The sequence below is a fragment of the Streptomyces sparsus genome, assembly GCF_054776295.1.
This window is the reverse complement of record NZ_BAAHCA010000985.1, coordinates 1-1,707: the sequence shown is the minus strand read 5'-3', so window position 1 is coordinate 1,707 and position 1,707 is coordinate 1. Positions and strand designations below refer to the sequence as shown.

The window sequence follows — 1,707 nt, the reverse complement described above, 5'->3', positions numbered from 1 at the left end:
TCCAGGGCCCGTTGCGCGTTGGGGGCGAGGGAGATGGCGGCGCCGGCGGGGCGTAGGGCCGGGCCGCGTTCGTGCACGGTCACCGCCCAGCCTCTGCGGTGCAGGGCAGCGGCGGCGGCCAGGCCGCCGATGCCGGCGCCGACGACAAGAGCACGTGGCTGACCCACGGGTACCGCCTCCTCAGGACTGCTTGTGGACGGCCCACCTGCCGGGGAGCCGGTTTCGCGAAGGACGGTTCCGGACGGTTTCGCTCCGGAACGTCAGGGGCGGGCGCAGTCGCTGAGCGACCCCTGTTTCACTACGTCCGTAGTGCCAAGTTACTACATTCGTAGTGCGGGCGGTAGATTGCCCGCCATGACCTCCAGGGACACCCGTGCCGCCGCCCGCGCCAGGCTCGTCGCGGACACCGCTGTCGCGCTGCTGGCCGAACGCGGCATGCGCGGCCTGACCCACCGCGCCGTCGACGAGGCCGCGGGGCTCGCCCCCGGCTCGACCTCCAACGTCACCCGCACCCGTGCCGCCCTGCTCGAAGCGGCGATCCGGCGGCTGGCGGAACGTGAGGCGGAGGTGCTCTCACCTGCCGGAGCCCCCGGCCCGGACGCCGCGCTGGGCGCCGTGGCCGACACCATGGCGCTGGCGCTGCACCGCTACCTCACCGATCACCGTCCGCTGCTGGTGGCCCGGTACGAACTGGCGATGGAGGCGACCCGGCGGCCCGAACTGCGCGCGGTCTACGACCGGGCCGGACGAGACGTCTTCCGCGAACCCCTGCTCGCGCTGCTCACCGCGTACGGTTCGGCGTCGCCGGAACGCCACCTGCTGTCACTGGTGGCCTGGTGCGACGGGATCCTGTTCTCCTGCGTCGCGGGCTCGTTCCACGCCACCGCGCCCACGCTCGCCGAGCTTCGCGCGGGCACCGCGGAGCTGCTCGACGGCATGCTCGGCGGCGCCGGCGGGGTGCCCGGCGGAAACCCGGTGGGCCGGGCCGGCCGTTCCTGACAGGGTGGCCGCATGACCACGGACGAACGACTCGATCCCCCGCGTGCCGGAGACGAACGAAGCCTGCTGACCGCCTTTCTCGACTACCACCGCACGACTCTCGCGATGAAGTGCGACGGCCTGAGTGACGAGCAGCTGCGCCGCCAGGCGGTGCCTCCGTCCGAACTGAGCCTGCTCGGCCTGGTACGCCACCTCGCGGACGTGGAACGGCACTGGTTCCGCCGCGTCCTCGTCGGGGAGCAGGCCCCACCGCTGTTCTACTCCGACGAGGACCCCGACGGCGAGTTCCACCTGACCGAACAGCACACCGGCCCGGCCGCCTTCGAGGCGTGGCAGGCGGAGATCGACCACGCGCGGCGCAACTGCGCGGACCTCGACCTCGGCACCGAGTCGGTCAAGGCCGCCACGGACGGCACCCGGTACAGCCTGCGCTGGGTACTGCTGCACATGATCGAGGAGTACGCCCGGCACAACGGCCATGCGGACCTGCTGCGCGAACGCGTCGACGGCGCCACCGGCGAGTAGCCGGACGGCCCGCCCCGGCGCCGGTCACTCCTCCGGGGAATTCCGGACAGGCCCCAGAACGGGGAGAGTTGACCGGTGCGACACACCAGGACGTCCCTACTGCTTGCCGGCCTCTCCCTCTCCGCGGTCTCCGGGTGCCTGTCCGTTCCCGGAGAGGCGGCGAGCCCGGCCGCGCCACCCGCC

Annotated in this window: 3 protein-coding genes; 2 read left to right on the top strand and 1 reads right to left on the bottom strand. The window is 72.9% G+C overall.

Features of this window, described 5'->3' with window-relative positions:
* On the bottom strand, positions 1 to 167 hold a 167-nt coding region (locus ACYVE9_RS25610), incomplete at its 3' end, for an FAD-dependent oxidoreductase (protein ID WP_461030271.1).
* Positions 168 to 354: 187 nt separating this feature from the next.
* Between ACYVE9_RS25610 and ACYVE9_RS25605 the strand changes: the two genes are divergently transcribed.
* Positions 355 to 999 carry a TetR/AcrR family transcriptional regulator gene (locus ACYVE9_RS25605; protein ID WP_461030270.1) on the top strand — a complete coding sequence of 215 codons (645 nt, stop codon included), beginning with the start codon at positions 355 to 357 and terminating at the stop codon, positions 997 to 999.
* A gap of 12 nt (positions 1,000 to 1,011) precedes the next feature.
* The gene (locus tag ACYVE9_RS25600) at positions 1,012 to 1,524 is read left to right on the top strand and encodes a DinB family protein (protein WP_461030269.1); all 513 of its coding nucleotides are present in this window, start codon (positions 1,012 to 1,014) and stop codon (positions 1,522 to 1,524) included.
* Positions 1,525 to 1,707 lie beyond the last annotated feature (183 nt).

What these genes read in the sequence shown, in the direction of transcription:
- ACYVE9_RS25600 (WP_461030269.1), top strand. Translation starts at nt 1,012, where the DNA reads ATGACCACGGACGAACGACTCGATCCCCCGCGTGCCGGAGACGAACGA.
- ACYVE9_RS25605 (WP_461030270.1), top strand. Translation starts at nt 355, where the DNA reads ATGACCTCCAGGGACACCCGTGCCGCCGCCCGCGCCAGGCTCGTCGCG.